Raw genomic sequence first — 17,562 nt, 5'->3', positions numbered from 1 at the left:
CCCGGAGTTTGAGTAATCGTCAGGTGTCCGCAGTACGGTCGGCATGGAGACGTTCCGGGTCGGCTCGGTAAGCTGGCGGCGATCCATCCGGACGACGGGGTCCGGCCGTCCGGTCGACTTGCGGGAGTAGCGAGAGCAATGCGTATTGGTGTGCTGACCAGCGGCGGCGACTGCCCCGGGCTGAACGCCGTCATCCGGTCCGTGGTGCACCGCGCCGTGGTGGACCACGGTGACGAGGTGATCGGCTTCCACGACGGGTGGAAGGGCCTGCTCGAATGCGACTACCGCAAGCTGGACCTGGACGCGGTGAGCGGCATCCTCGCCCGCGGCGGCACGATCCTCGGCTCGTCCCGGGTGCAGCCCGCCCATCTGCGCGGCGGGGTGGAGCAGGCCAAGGGCCACGTCCGTGACCTGGGCCTGGACGCGATCATCCCGATCGGCGGCGAGGGCACCCTCAAGGCGGCCCGGCTGCTGTCGGACGCGGGCCTGCCCATCGTCGGCGTGCCCAAGACGATCGACAACGACATCGCGTCCACCGACGTCACCTTCGGGTTCGACACCGCGGTGACGGTCGCGACCGAGGCGCTCGACCGGCTCAAGACGACCGCCGAGTCGCACCAGCGGGTGCTGATCGTCGAGGTCATGGGCCGCCACACCGGCTGGATCGCGCTGCACTCGGGCATGGCGGCCGGCGCGCACGCCATCGTGGTGCCCGAGCGGCCCTTCGACGTGGAGGAGCTGGCCGACGTGGTCGGCAAGCGCTTCGAGGCGGGCAAGAAGTTCGCGATCGTGGTGGTCTCCGAGGGCGCCAAGCCGCGCGAGGGCACGATGGAGTTCAGCTCCGGCATCACCGACGTCTACGGCCACGAGCGCTTCACCGGCGTCGCCAACCAGCTCTCCATCGAGCTGGAGCAGCGGCTCGGCAAGGAGGCCCGGCCGGTGATCCTCGGCCATGTGCAGCGCGGCGGCACCCCGACCGCGTACGACCGGGTGCTGGCCACCCGGTTCGGCTGGCACGCGGTCGAGGCCGTGCACCACGAGCGGTTCGGCATGATGACCGCGCTGCGCGGCACGGACATCACGCTGGTGCCGCTGTCCGAGGCCGTGGAACAGCTCAAGACGGTGCCGGCCGAGCGCTACACCGAGGCCGAGTGCGTCCTGTGACCGTCTGACCGGCGGCCCGTCCGCGCTGCCCGCCCCCGGCCGAGTTCGCGGCCGGGGGCGGTTCTACTCTGGAGCGGGCACAACGGACAGGAGAACCACGGATGGATCACGGCGGATACGGCACGCACATGGACTTGCCGCCGTTCACCCTCGGCAGGGGGCTGTCGTACAGCGGCGGTGATCCGTTCTTCCTGGTGCTGTGCGCGGTGCTGCTGGTCCTGTACGGCTGGGGTGTCGTACGGCTGCGGCGGCGCGGCGACGGCTGGCCGGTGGGCCGGACGGCGGCGTTCGCGGCCGGGGTGCTGACCGTGGGTGTGACGATGTGCACCCGGCTCAATGACTACGGCATGGTCATGTTCAGCGTGCACATGACGCAGCACATGATCCTCAGCATGCTCTCGCCGATCCTGCTGCTGCTCGGCGCCCCGGTGACGCTCGCGCTGCGGGCACTGCCGACGGCCGGGCACGGGCGGACCGGGCCGCGCGAGCTGCTGGTGAAGCTGCTGCACAGCCGGTATCTGCGGATCGTCACGCATCCGGCGTTCACCATCCCGCTGTTCATCGCGAGCCTGTACGGGCTGTACTTCACGCCGCTGTTCGACACGCTGATGGGCAGCAGGGCCGGGCACATCGCGATGATGCTGCACTTCCTCGCGGTGGGGCTGGTGTTCTTCTGGCCGATCATGGGCGTCGACCCGGGGCCGCACCGGCCCGGCTATGTGATGCGGATGCTGGAGCTGTTCGCGGGCATGCCGTTCCACGCGTTCTTCGGCATCGCGCTGATGATGGCGAGCGAGCCGATGGTGACGACGTTCCTGCGTCCGCCGGGGTCGCTCGGGATCAATCCGCTGGACGACCAGACGGCGGCCGGTGGTATCGCCTGGGCGTTCAGCGAAGTCCCTTCGGTCATCGTGCTGGTCGCGCTGGTGTTCCAGTGGTACACCAGCGAGCAGCGGCAGGCGCGGCGCGGCGACCGGGCGGCGGACCGTGACGGCGATGCGGAACTGGTCGCGTACAACGCGTATTTGGCGTCGCTGGAGGCGCGCAGCCGCGGTTGAAGGAAAGGGGCCCTTCGGTGGCCGAGCAGGTGCGGATATCGGGTGCGGCGCTGGAGTTGCCCGGCGGCGCGACAGTCAGGTTCATGCGGACGCTGCGGCTGCCGGAGACGGGCACCCACCCGCTGCCGCCGGGCCTGGGTACGTTCCCGTTGCGCCGGGTGTCCGACTTCCCCGGGCGGGCGCCGGCCGAGTGGCGGGAGCGCGGCGGGGTGCTGCTGCCGGTGTACCAGCGCGAGGCGATGTGGCTGAGCTTCTCCTCGCCGGTGCCGGCCGCCCTCCAGGTGGGGGTGGGCAGGGTGTGCGCGGTCTCGGGGCGGCCGTGGAGCGACCGGCTGACGCAGAGTCCGCAGAATTACGTGGTGCTGCCGCGTCAGCCGTGGCTGGACGGCATCAACTCCGGGCAGGGCACGATCCGGCAGTTCGTCGCGGTGCCGCTGGGCCTGGGGGCGACGGTGGAGGGGCAGGTCTCCGGCGAGGAGGTCTGGGGCGGGGTGCAGTTGCAGGTCTTCGAGCTGCGCCGCGACGTGCTCGACCAGTGGCAGGCCGCGCAGGCGCGGGAGCCGCACCGGGGCTGGGGCACGGGCGCGCAGAAGCCGGCGCCCGGGCAGCCGCCCTTTCCGCCCTCGGCGCCGGGAGCGGCCTTCGGGTCGGCGGCCTTCGGGTCGGGTCCGGTGCCCGCGGCGGCGCCGGTGGCGGCCCGCTCGGCCCCGCCGGTGGCCTCGATGGGTCTGGGCGCGGGCGGGCGGATGCGGCAGGACGTCTACCGCGACGAGCGGCCGCTCGACGACTGGCGGGAGCAGCCCTCCGGCCGGGTCTTCGTCCACCTGGCGACCGCGCCGCAGTGGCGGGCGGTCACCGGGGAGCCGGCCCCCTCCTCCCCTGTGGACCGGGGGGCGTACAACGCGGCGGGCCTGCCGTGGTTCGACTATTTCGACGCGGACGCGGAGGATCTGGCGCCCGGCGGCCCGCTGGCGGACGTGAGGCCGGTGGGTGACTGGCTCGGGGACGACGGGCAGCCGTGGATCCCGCCGCGGCCGCACCAGGTCAAGCCGCTGGGTGACGATCCCGGCCAGGTGACCGACGGGAAGTGGTAGCGCCCGGCCCGTCCGCGGGGCCACCATGAAAGCCGGGGCCGCCGCCGGGCGTGGCGCCCGCGCGTGCTCCGGGAGGAGGGCGTGCCATGTCGGGACCGGCGAAGTCGATGGCGGTGTGCACCCTGGTGTGCCTGGTGGCGGTGGTCGGCTACACCGTGGCGCTGGGGTCGAGCAGTTGGCTGTGGTCCGCCTGGGTGGTGCTGGCGCTGTGCACGGCCGGGGTGGCGGCGATCCGGGTGCGGCGCTAGGACGTCCGGGGCGCTAGGGCGTCCGGCCTGACGAGGGGTGCGGCGCGTACCGGGCCAGGCCCGTCACCAGCAGGTTGAGGCCGAACTCGAACCGCTCGTCGCCCTCGTCCCGCATCAGCTCGTCCACCATGCCGTTGATCATCGGGAAGCGGTCCGCGGGCAGGGCCTGGAAGTACGCGCGGGTCCGCTCCATCATCCCCTTCCGGTCGGGCCCGCCCGCCCGGTGGCGGGCGGTGCGGACCGCCTCCTCGGCGGCGGCGCCGGTGATGTAGAGCGGAAGGGCGTCGACCGCGTAGGCGCAGACCTGCGGCGGCAGTCCGGCGGCGGCGAGAACGGCCAGCAGCCCTTCGGTGCAGCGGGCGGCGTTCCCGCCCATCGGCACGCCGATCTCCTGGAAGAGCCGCGCCAGGTCGCCGTGCGCGACCAGCACCGCGCGGGCCTGCCGCATCACCTGCTTCACCTGCTCCTGCCAGCGGCCGGGGTCGGGCTCGGGGCACTCGACGCCGCCGAGCGCCCGGTCGATGGCCAGGGCGATCAGTTCCTCACGGCCCGAGACATGCGCGTAGAGCGAGGCCGGGCCCGTACCGAGTTCCTGGGCGACCCGGCGCATGCTCAGCGCCTCGGCGCCCTCGGTGCCGATGACGTGCAGCGCCGCGGTGACCACCGCGTCCTGGCTGAGCGTGCGCCGGGGGGCGGTCCTGCGGGCGCGGGGCCACGGCGGGGCGGGCATGTCGGTCACGGGCGGGACACCTCCGGCGATGGGGACCCCTCCACTGTATTTGACGCGAACAGTGTTCGTGAGTAGAACGGTGTTCGTCCAAGACGAACAGTGTTCGCGCCGCGCTTGCCAGAGGGCGGCGCACTCCCGAAGGGCTCCCGCATGACCGCATCCGCACTCGCCACCGGACCGGCCGACACGCCCGGACCGCCCGGACCGCCCGCGCCGCCCGCACCGGCCGTCGGCCGGCTGCGCTGGCTCGGCCTGGCCGTGGTCCTCGCCGTGGAGGTGATGGACCTGCTCGACACGACGATCGTCGGCATCGCCTCCCCGTCGGTCCAGGCCGACTTCGGCGGCAGCTCCACCCGGATCCAGTGGATCACCGCCTCCTACACGCTGGCCTTCGCGGTGCTGATGATCGCCGGGGCGCGGCTCGGCGACATCGTCGGGCGGCGCCGGATGTTCCTGGTCGGCGTCGCGGGCTTCGCGGTCTGCTCGCTGCTGTGCGCGTGCGCGTCCTCGTCAGGGATGCTGATCGCGACGCGCGCCGGGCAGGGCGTCTTCGCCGCGATGATGGTGCCGCAGGGCATCGGGCTGGTCCGGCAGATCTTCCCGCCCGACCGGATCGGCTCGGCCTTCGCCTTCTTCGGCCCGGTGATGGGGCTCGCGGCGGTCGGCGGCCCGGTGCTCGGCGGCTGGCTCACCGACGCCGACGTGCTCGGCACCGGGTGGCGCGCGGTCTTCCTGATCAACGTACCGCTCGCCGCGGCCGCCTTCCTCACCGCGCTGCGGGTGCTGCCGGAGAGCCGGGCCCCGCACGCGCCGCGGCTCGACCTGCCGGGCGTCGGCCTGGTCAGCGCCGCCGTACTGCTGCTGGTCTATCCGCTGGTGCAGGGCCGTGACCTGGGCTGGCCGCTGTGGTCGTACGGGCTGATGGCCGCCGCGCTGCCGGTGCTCGGTGTCTTCGCCCTGCGCCAGCGCGCGCTGCGGGCGCGCGGCGGCTCGCCGCTGATCGAGCCGGGTCTGTTCCGGCACCGCGGCTACACCGGCTCGCTGGCGGTCGGCGTGGTCTTCTTCGCCGCGCTCGCCGGGCTGATGCTCGTCCTCACCCTGTTCCTGCAGTACGGCCTCGGGTACAGCCCGCTGCGGGCGGGCCTGACCACCTTCCCCTGGGCGCTCGGCTCGGCGATCGGCGCGACCCTGTCCGGGACGTGGCTGGGCCCGAAGTACGGCCGCCGTACGATCCAGGCGGGGCTGGTCACCACCGCGGTGGCCATCGGCGCGGTCGCCCTGACGGTGCGTCTGGCGGGCGACGCGGTGACGGGGTGGCAGCTGCTGCCGTCGCTGCTGGTCAGCGGGATCGGGCTCGGGGTCGTGATGGCGCCGTTCTTCGACATCGCGCTGGCCGGGGTCTCGGACGAGGAGACCGGTTCGGCGTCGGGGGTGCTCAACGCGGTGCAGCAGCTGGGCGGTTCGATCGGGGTGGCGGTGCTGGGCACGGTCTTCTTCTCGCGCGCCGGACAGGGGGCGGGCGAGGGCGGGCCGGGGACGCGCGGCGCCGCGCACGGCGTCGCGCACGGGATGGGCGGCGCGGCCGAGGCCACGCTGCTGATCGCGGCGGCGGCGCTGGCGGTGAGCGGTGCGGTCGCCTTCCTGATGCCGAGGAGGGCCGCGCACGCGGCCCCGGCGGGGCCCTCCGAGGGATCTTCGGACGGGTCTTCGGACACGCCTCTTGACGCGGCCGGGCCCGCCGCCTCGGTCGCGTCCGAGCCGGCCCCCGCCGCCGACCGCTGATACGCCGGGCGACGCGCCGGGGCCGGGGACCCTGGTCGCGGCGCCGCCCCTGGCACTACTCTGCCGGGGCACCGGCACGGCCGGGGCGCCGCGGCCCGGGCGGGCCGGGGCTGGCCAGGGGGAGGGTGCCGCCGTGTTCTACCGGGTGCTCAAGTACGTGTTCCTCGGGCCCTTGCTGCGGCTGATGTTCCGGCCGCGGATCGAGGGCATGGAGCACATCCCGGAGGACGGCGCGGCCATCATCGCGGGCAACCATCTGTCGTTCGCCGACCACTTCGTGATGCCCGCGATCCTGCCGCGCCGGATCACCTTCCTGGCGAAGGCCGAGTACTTCACCGGGTCGGGCCTGCGCGGGCGGCTGATCGCGGCCTTCTTCCGCGGCATCGGTCAGATCCCGGTGGACCGCTCGGCGGGCAAGGGGCAGTCGGCGATCACCGCGGCGCTCGACGTGCTGGGCCGCGGCGAGCTGCTGGGCATCTACCCGGAGGGCACCCGCTCGCACGACGGCCGGCTCTACCGGGGCCGTACCGGTGTCGCGGTGATGGCGCTGCGCGGGGGCGTTCCCGTGATCCCGTGCGCGATGGTCGGCACGTTCGAACTCCAGCCGCCCGGACGGGTGATCCCGCGTTTCGGCCGGGTCACCATCCGCTTCGGGGCGCCGCTGGACTTCACCCGGTTCGCCGGAATGGACGGCCAGCGGTACGTGGTCAGGTCGGTGACCGACGAGATCATGTACGAGATCCTGGCGCTGTCCGGCCAGGAGTACGTGGACCGGTACGCGGGTGAGGTGAAGGCGGAGCAGCAGGCGCGGGAGGCGGCGGGGCGGCGGCGCGGCAAGCCGTGAGGCCCGGTGGGTGGTTGCCGTCGCCGTAGCCGCGACGCCCGGCGTGGCCTGGACTGGCTTGGAGGCCGTGTCCGCCCTCGGCGCCGCGGCCGCCGTCCCGCCGTGTCGGCCGTGTCCGCCGACAGCGAATCCGCGCTCGGCGAACTCCCCTGTTCGCGAGGGCGGCGCCGACCGTAGCGTCGCGGGCATGACGGGAACCGCGTTCGTGATCGGCGCTTCAGGACAGATCGGACGGCAGGCGGTACGCGCGCTCGCCGCGGACGGCTGGGCGGTGACGGCCGCCTCCCGGGGCGGCGGCGCCGACGACGGGTGGCCCGAGGGCGTCCGTACGGTGCGGGTGGACCGCGAGGACACCGCCGCGCTGACGGCCGCGCTCGGCGAGGGGTGCGATGTGCTGCTCGACTGCGTGGCCTACGACGGCGGCCACGCACGGCAGTTGCTCTCGCTGGCCGATCGGATCGGCTCGGCGGTGGTGATCTCCACCGGCGCGGTCTACCAGGACGAGCGGGGCCGCAGCTTCGACACGCAGGAAGAGCCGGACGGTCAACCGCGGTACCCGGTGCCGATTCCCGAGAGCAACCCCACGGTTCCGGCCGGCCCCGCCACGTACGGCACGCGCAAGGTGGAGTTGGAGCAGACGCTGCTCGGCGCCGGGGACCGGCTGGCCCCGACGCTGCTGCGGGCCGGCGCGGTGCACGGCAGGCACAGTCCGAACCCGCGGGAACTGCACTTCGTCAAGCGGGCGTTGGACGGCCGTCGGGTGCGGGTGCTGGCGTACGGCGGCGCGAGCCGTTTCCACCCGGTGCACACGTCCAATCTCGCGGAGCTGGTCCGGCTGGCGGCCCGCAACCCCGGCACGCGGGTGCTCAACGCGGGTGACCCCGGGGTGCCGACGGCCGCCGAGATCGGCGCGGCGGTGGACGCGGTGCTGGGCCGTACGAGTGAGACCGTGCTGGTGGACGGTCCGCCGCCGGAGCCGACGGTCGGCGATCACCCGTGGGCGCTGGCCCACCCCGTGATCTTCGACATGACCGCGGCGCGGCGGGAGTTGGGCTACCGGCCGGTGACGACCTATGAGCAGGCGCTGCCGGACACGGTGGCGTGGCTGGTGGAGACGCTGAAGGACCGCGACTGGCGGGACGCCTTCCCCTTCGTCGCGCGCCTCGCCGAATCCAACGGCAGCCCCTTCGACTACGCAGCGGAAGACCACTGGCTCTCCACACAACGCCTCCGGCGCGGCTGACCAAATCGGGGTCTCGCGCCACCCGCCCGACACCGACCAGCCCGCTCGCCCCCGGCAGCCGGCAACAACCCAACCGACGGTTGACGCCGACCCGGGCCGTCCGCTGCCCCGGCTTCCGGCGGCGGACGGCCTGTTGCCCGTGACGCGCGTTACCGCGCGGCGGCCGGTACCGGCGTGGCGTGCGGCCCGCACACTACGTCCTGCGGGTCGAGCGCCCCGGTGAGCAGATAGGCGTCGACCCGCGAGTTGACGCACGGGTTGACCAGGTTGGTGACCCCGTGCGACCCGGCGTCCTTCTCGGTGATCAGCCGCGATCCGGTCAGCCGCCGGTGGAGTTCGAGCGCCCCGGCGTACGGGGTCGCCGCGTCGCGGGTGCTCTGCACGATCAGTACCCCGGGCAGCCCGGGGTGCGTGGTGACGTCGACGGGGGTTTGCTGCGGGACCGGCCAGGTCGCGCAGGGCAGGTTCATCCAGGCGTTCGACCAGGTCAGGAAGGGGTAGCCGGCGTTGAGCGCGGTGTTGTCCCGGTCCCAGGTCCGCCAGTCGGCCGGCCACCGGGCGTCCGTGCACTCCACGGCGGTGTAGACGGCGTTGCCGTTCTCCTCGGAGATGTTCCCCGCGGTGTCGGAGGGGTCGGGGGCGGCCGCGTCCAGCAGGGCCTGGGTGTCACCGGCGCGGTAGCGGCTCCAGACGCCGGCGACGTTCGCCCACGTGGAGTCGTAGTAGGGCGCGTTCTGGAAGAAGCCGAGGAGTTCGGCCGGGCCGACGACGCCGCCGACCGGGTGCGCCTTGACGGCGGCCCGCAGTTGCTCCCAGTTCGACTGGACCTTCGCGGCCGTGGCGCCGAGGTGGTAGACGGAGTCGTAACCGGCGGCCCAGTTCTCCCAGTCCTTCCAGCGGCCCTCGAAGGCCACGTCCTGGTCGAGGTTGTCGCGGTACCAGATCTGTTCGGGGGCCGGGTCGACCACGCTGTCCACGATCATCCGGCGCACATGGGTCGGGAACAGATCGGCGTAGACCGCGCCGAGGTACGTGCCGTAGGAGGCGCCGAGGTAGTTGAGCCTCTTCTCGCCCAGCGCGGCCCGGATGACATCGAGGTCGCGGGCGGTGTTGGGCGTCGTCATCCGGGAGAGCACCGCGGCGCCGGTGCGGCGCAGGCAGCCGTCGGCGTAGGCGCGGGCGAGCGCGCGCTGTGCCCGCTTGTCGGCCTCGTTGTCGGGCACCGGATCGGCCTTGGGCGCCTTGGCGGCCTCCTGCGGGTCCTCGCAGGAGATGGGCGCGGAGTGGCCGACGCCGCGCGGGTCGAAGCCCACGAAGTCGTACGCCTTGGCGGTGTTGACCCACAGGGCGGCGGAGGAGCTGCTGCGTACCGGGAAGCGCAGGCCGGAACCGCCGGGGCCGCCGGGGTTGTAGACCAGCGCGCCCTGGCGCTGCGCAGGGGTGCCGGTGCTGACCGCCCGGTCGACGGCGAGCCTGATGGTGGCCCCGAAGGGCCGGGTGTAGTCGACGGGCACGGTGACCCAGCCGCACTGCACGGGTGCGGCCAGGCCCCAGCCGGCCGGGCAGTCGGCCCAGTCGATGCCGTGTTTCTTCGCGTCGGCGGCGGCGATCACGACGCCGACGGACTCGGGTACGGTGACCCGCCCGGGCCGGTCGGCCCCCGGGGAACGCGCGCCGGCCGCCGGGGCGGCGGCGATGGCACCGGCGATCAGGGCGCCGGCGGAGACGAGCACGATCGTGCGTCTCAAGGTCGAACCTCCCCCTCCGCACTGTGGGTGGCTTGTGACCACTGTGGCCACAGTGACGAGGTGCGAATCATTTCCCCCGGAGGTCAGCCCCGAACAGGCCAGGCGGGTGATTCTTCATCAAAGTGTGACGATGTCCGGGAGTTGCCCCCGTGCGCCCGGGCGACGGCGGCCTCGGCGAACGCGCGCACATACGGGTGCGGGACCGTGCCGTCGCCGGACAGCTCGGGCTGGAAGAGCGTGGCGAGGAAGAACGGGTGGCCGGGCAGTTCGACGACCCGGGGCGCGCCCTCGGGGTCGTGGCCGGTGAAGCGCAGCCCGCGCTCCTCAAGTCGGGGCAGCAGCGCGGACACCGGCCCGTACGCGCAGTGGAACCGCTCGACGGTCTCCCGGCTGCCGAGCAGTTGTTCCGCGAGGCTGCCGGGCGTGGTGCGCAGCCGGCCCTCGTGTCCGACCAGCGAGCAGGCGAGCGGGGCGATCAGTACGTCGTCCGCGTCGCCGTCGGGGTCGTTCTCGGTGTGGCGGGCGTTGGTCAGTCCGCAGACGTTCCGGGCGTACTCCAGCAGCGTGTGCTGGAAGCCGCCGCAGGTGCCGAGGAAGGGAATCCCGTGCTCGCGCGCGGTCCGTACGGCCTCCAGCGCGCCGGACTCACTGCGGTACGGGCTGCCGGGCAGCAGCCACACGGCGTCGAACCCGCTGACGGCGCCGGGCTGTTCGGCGTCCCGCGACGCGATCCAGTAGGCGTCGACGGGCACGCCGTGGTGCTCGCGCAGCGCTCCGAGCAGACCGGGGATGCGCTGGTGGGAGCGGACGGACGGGGAGTGGTCGCCGACGAGGGCGATCCGGGCGGCGGTCGGTGTCATACGGGTCATCCTGCGCGCGGCGCCGGTATCGCGTCCGCCGCCGCGCCCGACCCGGCGGCGGCGCTCTTCACCGAGTTGCTGGGCGCCGAAGGCTAGCCGGCCGCCCAGCCGGGCGTACGGGCTGTTAAGCCGAACGTACGTGCCGCTGAGCCGGGCGCAGGCGCCTTGCCGCCGCTGCTCGGCCGACCGTACGGGCGCCGGGCCGGGGTCACCTCACCTCCGGGCCGCGGTGCTCGGCGGCGATGCCGAACCTGCGGCGTTCGCCCGTGGCGGACGCGCGGGAGCCCACGGTCGAGACGGTGCTGATCACCTGCTCCTCGGCCGGGGCGTCGAGCTCCTGGAGTCGTCGCAGGTCAGCGGCGGAGACCAGTGCCACGAGCGGCTTGCCGTGGCGGGTCAGCACCACCTGTTCGCCGCCGTAGACGACACGGTTGATGAGTTCCGCGAGTTCCGCGCGCGCTTGTGTCACCGGGACGTCATGGGTCATGCTCCCCATCATAACGAGATGTACGTCCTGTACATTTTGTAGTGATGGAGGTGCGTACCCGTGTTCCGTCCCACCGCCCGCTACGTCCTGCCCGAGTTCACCGAGCGCGGCAGCAACGGCGTCCGCACGATGGACCCCTACTCCAAGCTGCTCCAGGAGCGGATCGTCTTCCTGGGCACGCAGATCGACGACACGTCGGCGAACGACGTGATGGCCCAGCTCATCCACCTGGAGAGCTCCGCGCCCGAGCAGGACATCAACCTCTACATCAACTCCCCCGGCGGCTCCTTCTCCGCGATGACCGCGATCTACGACACGATGCAGTTCGTCACCTGCGACGTGGCGACGGTCTGCATCGGCCAGGCGGCCTCCGCCGCCGCGGTGCTGCTGGCCGCGGGCTCGCCCGGCAAGCGGTTGATCACACCGGGCGCGCGTGTTCTGATCCACCAGCCCTCGCTGAGCGAGGCCGTACAGGGCGATGTGTCGGACCTGGAGATCCAGGCCAATGAACTGCTGCGCACCCGCGAGCAGTTGGAGACGCTGCTGGTCAGGCACACCGGCCGGGAACTGGATCAGGTCCGCGCCGACATCGAGCGGGACAAGGTCCTCGACGCGCAAGCGGCCGTCGACTACGGCCTGGTGGACCGGACGACCACCAGCCGCAAGGCCAACACCCCCGCGTACGGCCTGCGGTGACCCGCGGTGGTGCCGGAACCGCCGCCGCTGCCGGCGCTGACCCGCTCGGAGGGCGAGCTGATCGACACCTATCTGGAGGTCGTCGACCTGCTCGGCCGGATCAACCCGTCCCGCAACACGGACACCTATGCCGCGCTGCGGGCCGCGCAGGCGCTGGTGAGCCGGGCGGTCGCACTGCGGGAGGCGCTCACCGTGATGCATCTGCGCGGTGAGACCCAGATGCACCACGCCACGCTCGGGCGCGCGCTGCGGGTGCTCGACGGGCAGCGGCGGACCGGTCAGGTGGCTGTGCCGCCCGACCCCGCGGCGCCGCCGGACGCGTGAGGCCGCGGAGGTGCGAACCCCCGACGCGTGAACCGGCGGACGCGTGAGCCGCCGGACATGTGCCGTCGCGGCGCCGAATTCGTGACGCTGCGCCACCGGTTGCGCCACCCGGTGTCGGCTCGGCTCAGTCCATTGGCGTATTCCGCCGCTTCCGGCAATCCGTCGAACAGTTGCGGCCAGCGGCCGGGCCCGGCCGGGAGCCCCGGAGATCGTCGCAGGTCAGATCGTACGGCGACGGCGGCCGGCGGGCGCGGGCCGCAGGCGCTCACCCGGACGGCGGAGGCGTGACGAGACTCACATCGCGCGTTTCTGTGACCGCGCGAGTGCGTGGAGTGGGTAACCATCCGTGCTGACGACAAGCCCCCGCCGCCGTGGCGGGGCGGTCCGCGCGGATGCCCAGTCCTGCCGACGCGTTGGATGCCAGGTCGACATGAGTGCAGCGGCAGGAGCGGAGGACCCAGCACGACGGGTCGGTCCCGGAACGCGTCCGGGCCGGCCCTTGGGGTGAAGCCGCAGTGCGCGGCCGGGCATCTTCGCCTGCCCGAACCCGACAGGTCATCCTTCGCAGGCTGATGACGAAGGGTTGCGCATGACCGCGCTCAACCGCATCACGTCTCCTCACCTGTCCGCGCGGCTGACCCGGCTCGGGGCCGCCTCCATGCTCACCGCGGCGGCCGTCACCGTACCGTCCCTGCTGCCGGAGACCGTCCAGCGGGCCGAGGCCGCGTCACTGGGCGCGGAGGCGCTCGGCATCGCGGCCTCGAAGAAGGGTTCGCCCTATCAGTGGGGGGCGTCCGGGCCGTACCGCTTCGACTGCTCGGGCCTGACGCTGTACTCGTTCAAGGCGGCGGGCAAGTCCCTCCCGCGTACGGCGGCGGCGCAGTACAACAGCACGCAGCACATCTCCGTGGGCTCCCGAAGAGTCGGTGACCTGGTCTTCTTCCACTCCGGTTCCTCCGTTTACCACGTCGGCATCTACGCCGGCGCCGGCACCATCTGGCACGCGCCCAAGACCGGCACCACGGTCCGGCTGGAACGCATCTGGACGAACAGCGTCTGGTACGGGCGGGTGGTCGGGTGAGCCGGGGTCCGGGCCGGGCGCCTGATCCGGGCCCTGGTCGGGCGCCCGGCCCGGACCGTCAGACGGCGAGCGCGCGGCCCCAGCCGCGGGTGACACGCCGGACGGCGATCGTGCCCGTGACGGCCGCTATCGCCAGCAGCACGCAGATGTCCGTGTACGTACGCGGCGCGTGGCCCATGGCGGCCTCGCGCAGGGCGTCGGCGGCCCAGTACCCGGGTGAGAGCGGGGCGGCCGCGCGCATCCAGCCCGGGAGGGTGGACAGCGGTACGAGCACACCGCCGAGGGTGGTGAGGAAGAAGGCGCCGATGTCGAACGCGGCCATGAGCTGGCCGTAGCTCCGTACGAGCAGGGCGGCGGCCGAGCCCATGCCCAGCAGCGCCAGTATCCAGGCGACGCAGGCGGCCACGAGCAGGCCGGGCGCGGCCACGCGCATTCCGAAGGCGACCACGCCGAAGCCGAGGACGAACACCTGCTGGGCGGCGAGCACGCCGAACACGGGCAGGGCCTTGCCGATCAGCAGCTCGCCCGCGCGTACGGGGGTCTGGCGCAGCCGGTCCCAGGTGCGCCAGACCCGCTCGGACAGGATCGACGAGCCCACGATCGACAGGGCGAGCAGCGAGAACGTCACGAGCGAGCCGACGACGGCCAGCGCGGTCCCCGACGGCCCCTGGACGGCCGTGTAGAGCGGCCGCATCGCGAGCAGCAGGATCACGGGCATGAGGAGGCGGCCGATCAGCGGGCCGGGCTCGTGCAGCAGCACGGCGGCGTTGTGCCGCACGAGCACGCCGGCCCTCCCCACCCCGCCCCGCGCGCCCCCGCCACCCTCGCGCGGGTCGCGCGGTTGCCGGGGCTCACCCGCCGACGTGACCCCGGAGGCGGCGGCCGACACACGGACGGCGGAGTCAGCCCCCGCGTCGGCACCAGGGCGAATCCCTTCCTCGCCGCCCGGCGGAAGGAAGACGGCCGCGTGCCGGTCCACGCCTGTCACGGCGGGACGGCGCTGCGTGGCAGCGGCCGCGGAGATCGGGGATCCGGCGCCATCCGAGACGCGCACACCCCCGTTGCGACCCGCCTCGGCACGCGGCGACCGGATCCCGGAACAGCCCGGCTCTCCACCCGCCCCGGCCGCGTCGGCGGCGTCGGCGGCGCCGGGCACATTGGCGACGGACATACGCGCGTCGACAGCATCCGGGCCGGGTTTCCGGCCGCCCGCGCCCGGCCCCGGCGGGCCGGCGGCGAGGACACCCGCGCCCGGCTCCGGTTGCCGCCCGCCGTCCACGAAACCGCCGGAGGCGAACTCCGCCTCGGTGCCCGGCGGGGTGGCGAGGGCCTTGGGCGCCGAGGTGGCGAGGGCCGCGTAGAGGTCGTCGAGGTCGGGGCGGCGGACGTCGACCGCGAGGGGCGCGCACCCGGCGGTGAGGAGCGCCGCGAGGTCGGCCGGCGGATCGAAGGTGGCGATCCGCAGCCCGCCCTGCCCGTCGTCCCGGGTACGGGAACCCAGCTCGGCGGGGAGCCCGGGCCGCGGCCGGTCCGGGTCGAGGGCGACCCGTACCTCGCCGGGCAGCCCGCTCGTGAGCGCCGCCCGCTCCCCGCGGGCGACCACGCGTCCGGCCCTGGCCACGGCCAACGTCGCGTCCAGGTCGACGAGTTCGGGCAGGTAGTGCGTGGTGTAGACGACCGCCGCACCCGCGTCCGCGCGGGCCCGTACCGCCGCGAGCAGCGCCTGCCGGGTCTCGGGGTCCGCGCCCGCGGTCGGCTCGTCGAGCAGCAGCACGCGCGGCGAGCCGACCATCGCGGCGGCGGCCTGCGTACGGCGCCGCTGCCCGCCGGAGAGGACCGCGCACCGCCGGTCCAGCACGTCCCCGAGCACCAGCTCCTCCGCGACCGCCTCGACCGAGCGGGCTGCGGCGGCCCGCCGCAGCCCCGCGAGCCCGGCGAACAGCCCCAGGTGCTCGCGGACGGTGACCGTCGGGTAGAGGGCGAGCTCCTGCGGCGCGACGCCGAACAGCGCGCGGGCGGCCCGCGGTTCGGCCAGCGCGTCGATCCCGCAGACGGTGACGCGCCCCGCCCCGGGCCGCACCAGACCGGTGGTGACCTCCACGAACGTCGTCTTCCCTGCCCCGTTGTGCCCGATCAGCCCGGTGACCTCCCCGGCCCGCACCTCCAGCGAGAAGCCGTCGAGCGCCAACGTCTTCCCGTACCTCTTCGTCAGTCCCTCGACGACCAGCATCGTCACCCCTCCAGAAGTTGATCTACACCGTATAGATCTACACTGTAGAGGCATGAGCGGAAAACGGGAAGAGATCCTGGAAGCGGCCCTGGCCATCGCTGACGAACGCGGCCTTTCCGGCCTGTCGATGCGGGCCGTCGCGCAGGCGGTCGGCGTCACCCCGATGGCGCTGTATCCGCACGTCAAGGACAAGGCGGGCCTGCTGGACGCGATGCTCGGCCGGGTGCTCGCCCAGGTGTACGAGGCCGCGCCCGAGATGGGGCAGGACGTGGACTGGCGCAAGCGGCTGCGCGCCTTCGCGCACACCGCGCGGAGCCTGTCGATCGGTCACCCGTGGGTGGCGTCCCTGGTGTTCTCCCGGCCGGCCGTCACCCCGGACGCGGTGGCCACCGTCGATCTCCTCTACTCCGCACTCCTCGACGCGGGCATCCCCCCGGCCGAGGTGCCGCGCATGGAACGGCTCGTGAGCACCTTCGTGCTCGGCTGGATCGCCTCGGAGGCCGGCGGCCGCTTCGGCCCCGGCGTGCCGGACCCGCGCGGGGAGCGCGGCCGGCAACTGCCCGGCGGCACGCTGCCGGGCCATCGGGCGGTCGCGGAGTGGCTGATCCCCCCGGTGGACTGGGACGCCGAATTCGCCGCGAATCTCGACAACCTGGAAGCGCTCGTCGAGGCCGCCGCCCGCGGCTGAACGACCCCGCCGGTCAGCTGAAATGATGGCCGGATGAGCGAACCGGCGTCCCTGCGGCGCATGCTGGCCGAGGCCGCCCGAGGCGCCTTCCCGCCCGCCGACGGCACGGTCACCTTCCTGCCGCAGCCGTCGGCGCGGGACGCCGGGGTCATCGCCTTCACCGCGCACACCGTGGTCTTCGCCGACACGGACGCGAAACCGGACGCGGCCCCGGGCGCGGAATCGGGCGCGGAATCGGGCGCGGAGTCAGCCGCCCTGCGCGCCCTGCTCCCGCCCGGCGACCTCTCCGCGCCGCTCAACCCGCCCTTCCTGACCGCGCTCGCCGCCGGCACCGGCCGCCGCGTCAACAACATCGACCTGCTCACCGTGGCGGCCCCGCTCCCCGGCCCTCCGCCGCTCGACCTGCGGGAGACCGAGGACCGCGGCCACCCGAGGATCGTCCGCGCGCTGCGGCACCGCGACGGCGTACGGGCCTGGACCGTCCCCGGGGGCACGGTGCTCCTCGGGCGCGGGGTCGCCGGGCGCTGGGAGACCGCCGTCGAGGTGGACCCGGACGCGCGCGGCCGGGGGCTGGGCCGCCGGCTCGCCCTGGCCGCACGGCATCTGGTGCCCGACGGTGAGCCGTTGTGGGCGCAGATCGCCCCGGGCAACGCGGCGAGCGTACGGGCCCTGCTCTCCGCGGGCTTCACACCGGTGGGCGCCGAGGCCCTGCTCGTACCGCCGTGCGCGGACTGAGAACGGCCCGCGGACGGAAGCCGTACAACGCCGTGCACCGGCGGAGGGCCGTACCCCTGCCCGCCCCCGGGCTCACCGCACCGGCACCGCCCAGGGAATCATGATCCAGATGGTCTTCCCGCCGTCCTCGGTCGGGGTGATCCGGAGCTTGCCGCCGGACTCGGCGATGAGGTGACGGATGATCACCATGCCCCGCCCGTTGTCCTGCTGGACGGCGGCGGGCAGCCGCTGGGGCCAGCGTGGATGGCTGTCGGTGACGCCGAGGGACAACTCCTCGGAGCGCTCCAGCCGGAGGTCGACGGTGAAGGTCGGCGACTGGCCCGAGGTGTGCAGTACGGCGTTGGTGGCGAGCTCCGAGACGATCAGGCGTACGGAGTCGAAGGCCGGGGTGTCCGGCGGCAGCCCCCACTCGGCGAGCCGCGCGCACACGTAGGACCGGGCGGTCGTCACCGACGAGGGGTCACTCGGCAGGGTGACGGATACTTCCTGAAGATCTGCCATGGCGACGCTGTTCCCTTTCCCGCCGTGCCCGCAGTCGGGCGCCGGCCCG

The 17,562-nt window shown here is 73.7% G+C and carries 18 protein-coding genes and 1 riboswitch; of the genes, 12 read left to right on the top strand and 6 right to left on the bottom strand.

Annotated elements, in window-relative coordinates; genetic code table 11:
• The first annotated feature begins 138 nt into the window (after positions 1-138).
• The 4 genes from OHA30_RS33305 to OHA30_RS33290 all read left to right on the top strand — a co-directional run bounded on the left by OHA30_RS33305 (position 139) and on the right by OHA30_RS33290 (position 3,564).
• The gene (locus OHA30_RS33305) at positions 139-1,164 is read left to right on the top strand and encodes a 6-phosphofructokinase (protein ID WP_328917584.1); all 1,026 of its coding nucleotides are present in this window, start codon (positions 139-141) and stop codon (positions 1,162-1,164) included.
• Positions 1,165-1,265: 101 nt separating this feature from the next.
• Positions 1,266-2,222: a cytochrome c oxidase assembly protein gene (locus OHA30_RS33300; protein ID WP_328917583.1), complete on the top strand. Its 957-nt coding sequence runs from the start codon at positions 1,266-1,268 to the stop codon at positions 2,220-2,222.
• Positions 2,223-2,239: 17 nt separating this feature from the next.
• Entirely contained in the window at positions 2,240-3,316 is a 1,077-nt protein-coding gene (locus OHA30_RS33295; RefSeq protein ID WP_328917582.1) for a hypothetical protein, read from the top strand.
• Positions 3,317-3,402: 86 nt separating this feature from the next.
• On the top strand, positions 3,403-3,564 hold the full coding sequence (locus OHA30_RS33290) for a hypothetical protein (protein WP_328917581.1): 162 nt from the start codon (positions 3,403-3,405) through the stop codon (positions 3,562-3,564).
• 13 nt (positions 3,565-3,577) lie between these two features.
• Here the strand turns inward: OHA30_RS33290 and OHA30_RS33285 are convergent, their stop codons facing one another.
• Positions 3,578-4,294, bottom strand: a complete 717-nt coding sequence (locus OHA30_RS33285; protein WP_328918098.1) for a TetR/AcrR family transcriptional regulator — start codon at positions 4,292-4,294, stop codon at positions 3,578-3,580.
• A 150-nt stretch (positions 4,295-4,444) separates the two neighbouring features.
• Here OHA30_RS33285 and OHA30_RS33280 point away from each other — a divergent pair, with 150 nt between their 5' ends.
• The 3 genes from OHA30_RS33280 (at position 4,445) to OHA30_RS33270 (ending at position 8,163) form a co-directional block, all read left to right on the top strand.
• Positions 4,445-6,076 (top strand): DHA2 family efflux MFS transporter permease subunit, encoded by a 1,632-nt coding sequence (locus OHA30_RS33280; RefSeq protein ID WP_328917580.1) that lies wholly within the window; start codon positions 4,445-4,447, stop codon positions 6,074-6,076.
• A 133-nt stretch (positions 6,077-6,209) separates the two neighbouring features.
• Positions 6,210-6,920: a lysophospholipid acyltransferase family protein gene (locus OHA30_RS33275; RefSeq protein WP_328917579.1), complete on the top strand. Its 711-nt coding sequence runs from the start codon at positions 6,210-6,212 to the stop codon at positions 6,918-6,920.
• A gap of 187 nt (positions 6,921-7,107) precedes the next feature.
• Positions 7,108-8,163, top strand: coding sequence for an NAD-dependent epimerase/dehydratase family protein (locus OHA30_RS33270; protein WP_328917578.1), 1,056 nt, complete (start codon positions 7,108-7,110; stop codon positions 8,161-8,163).
• A 149-nt stretch (positions 8,164-8,312) separates the two neighbouring features.
• On the opposite strand, the gene OHA30_RS33265 is transcribed toward OHA30_RS33270, so the two are convergent.
• The 3 genes from OHA30_RS33265 to OHA30_RS33255 all read right to left on the bottom strand — a co-directional run bounded on the left by OHA30_RS33265 (position 8,313) and on the right by OHA30_RS33255 (position 11,258).
• Positions 8,313-9,911 (bottom strand): alpha/beta hydrolase, encoded by a 1,599-nt coding sequence (locus OHA30_RS33265; RefSeq protein ID WP_328917577.1) that lies wholly within the window; start codon positions 9,909-9,911, stop codon positions 8,313-8,315.
• An 83-nt stretch (positions 9,912-9,994) separates the two neighbouring features.
• On the bottom strand, positions 9,995-10,771 hold the full coding sequence (locus tag OHA30_RS33260; RefSeq protein ID WP_328917576.1) for a CTP synthase C-terminal region-related (seleno)protein: 777 nt from the start codon (positions 10,769-10,771) through the stop codon (positions 9,995-9,997).
• A 208-nt stretch (positions 10,772-10,979) separates the two neighbouring features.
• Entirely contained in the window at positions 10,980-11,258 is a 279-nt protein-coding gene (locus OHA30_RS33255; RefSeq protein WP_328917575.1) for a type II toxin-antitoxin system Phd/YefM family antitoxin, read from the bottom strand.
• 60 nt (positions 11,259-11,318) lie between these two features.
• Between OHA30_RS33255 and OHA30_RS33250 the strand changes: the two genes are divergently transcribed.
• The 3 genes from OHA30_RS33250 (at position 11,319) to OHA30_RS33240 (ending at position 13,359) form a co-directional block, all read left to right on the top strand.
• Positions 11,319-11,954 (top strand): ATP-dependent Clp protease proteolytic subunit, encoded by a 636-nt coding sequence (locus OHA30_RS33250; RefSeq protein WP_328917574.1) that lies wholly within the window; start codon positions 11,319-11,321, stop codon positions 11,952-11,954.
• A gap of 6 nt (positions 11,955-11,960) precedes the next feature.
• Positions 11,961-12,278, top strand: coding sequence for a hypothetical protein (locus OHA30_RS33245; protein WP_328917573.1), 318 nt, complete (start codon positions 11,961-11,963; stop codon positions 12,276-12,278).
• A gap of 408 nt (positions 12,279-12,686) precedes the next feature.
• Positions 12,687-12,864: riboswitch (cyclic di-AMP (ydaO/yuaA leader) on the top strand.
• A gap of 3 nt (positions 12,865-12,867) precedes the next feature.
• Positions 12,868-13,359 carry a C40 family peptidase gene (locus OHA30_RS33240; protein WP_328917572.1) on the top strand — a complete coding sequence of 164 codons (492 nt, stop codon included), beginning with the start codon at positions 12,868-12,870 and terminating at the stop codon, positions 13,357-13,359.
• A gap of 58 nt (positions 13,360-13,417) precedes the next feature.
• Here the strand turns inward: OHA30_RS33240 and OHA30_RS33235 are convergent, their stop codons facing one another.
• A complete protein-coding gene (locus tag OHA30_RS33235; RefSeq protein ID WP_328917571.1) occupies positions 13,418-15,589 on the bottom strand; it encodes an ABC transporter ATP-binding protein/permease in 2,172 nt (723 codons plus the stop codon).
• A gap of 52 nt (positions 15,590-15,641) precedes the next feature.
• On the opposite strand from OHA30_RS33235, the gene OHA30_RS33230 reads away from it, so the two are divergent.
• Positions 15,642-16,277, top strand: coding sequence for a TetR/AcrR family transcriptional regulator (locus OHA30_RS33230; protein ID WP_328917570.1), 636 nt, complete (start codon positions 15,642-15,644; stop codon positions 16,275-16,277).
• Positions 16,278-16,310: 33 nt separating this feature from the next.
• A complete protein-coding gene (locus OHA30_RS33225) occupies positions 16,311-17,012 on the top strand; it encodes a GNAT family N-acetyltransferase (RefSeq protein ID WP_328917569.1) in 702 nt (233 codons plus the stop codon).
• Positions 17,013-17,084: 72 nt separating this feature from the next.
• On the opposite strand, the gene OHA30_RS33220 is transcribed toward OHA30_RS33225, so the two are convergent.
• Complete coding sequence (locus OHA30_RS33220; RefSeq protein WP_328917568.1) at positions 17,085-17,513, bottom strand: ATP-binding protein; 429 nt, start codon at positions 17,511-17,513, stop codon at positions 17,085-17,087.
• Positions 17,514-17,562: the final 49 nt, after the last annotated feature.

The organism is Streptomyces sp. NBC_00223 (assembly GCF_036199905.1).
GTDB lineage: Bacteria > Actinomycetota > Actinomycetes > Streptomycetales > Streptomycetaceae > Actinacidiphila.
The sequence above is the reverse complement of the archived record's forward strand: the minus strand, read 5'-3'. Positions and strand labels throughout refer to the sequence as shown.